Source organism: Megasphaera sp. AF13-6AC (assembly GCF_027685385.1).
GTDB classification, from domain to species: domain Bacteria; phylum Bacillota; class Negativicutes; order Veillonellales; family Megasphaeraceae; genus Megasphaera; species Megasphaera micronuciformis.
Genome location: NZ_JAQCUN010000320.1, coordinates 1 through 620, shown reverse-complemented (window position 1 = coordinate 620; position 620 = coordinate 1). Strand labels below are relative to the sequence as shown.

At 48.5% G+C, this 620-nt stretch carries 1 protein-coding gene and 1 pseudogene; both read left to right on the top strand.

The genetic code is table 11. The features are described from left to right. On the top strand, positions 1 to 354 hold a 354-nt coding region (locus PGX78_RS09150; protein ID WP_270446655.1), incomplete at its 5' end, for a preprotein translocase subunit SecD. Beyond that, positions 351 to 620, top strand: a pseudogene (locus PGX78_RS09145) (protein translocase subunit SecF); the annotation flags it as partial. The gene PGX78_RS09150 and the pseudogene PGX78_RS09145, both read left to right, overlap by 4 nt.

The window sequence follows — 620 nt, the reverse complement described above, 5'->3', positions numbered from 1 at the left end:
TTTGCCGTTGATGCGAATATCCTTATATTTGAACGATTTAAAGAAGAAGTCCTTGTCGGCAAAAGTTTGCGTACGTCCATGCATGCCGGCTTTAAGCGTGCGTTCAGCACTATTTTGGATGCGAACGTATCCGTCATGATTGCCGCCATCGTATTGATTACCATGGGTGCCGGTACGGTTAAGGGCTTTGCCGTCAACTTGGCTCTCGGCATTGTCGTCAGCATGTTTACGGCCATTGTTGTCAGCCGGTCTCTGTTGACCTGGTTCATTAATACGGAACTGATTAAGTCGCCGTGGTTTTACGGGTTGAATCGCAAGTTGGATAAAGAGGATACAAAGGGGGGACAGGCATGAAATTCAGTATTGTAAAACATCGTAAATGGTGGTTCACCCTGTCGACCCTCTTGGTCGTTGCCAGCATCGTGTCCATTGTTATGAACGGCTTCAACTTCGGCATCGACTATACGGGCGGTACGATTCTGGACTTGCGTTTCGGCAAAGCCGTTACAGTTTCCGAAGTTCGCCAAGTACTGGATACGTCGGGCATGAATCTGGATAACAGCGTCATTCAGCTCACCGGTGTAACGGAAGGTGATTCGTCGCAGGACGTTATGATCCGT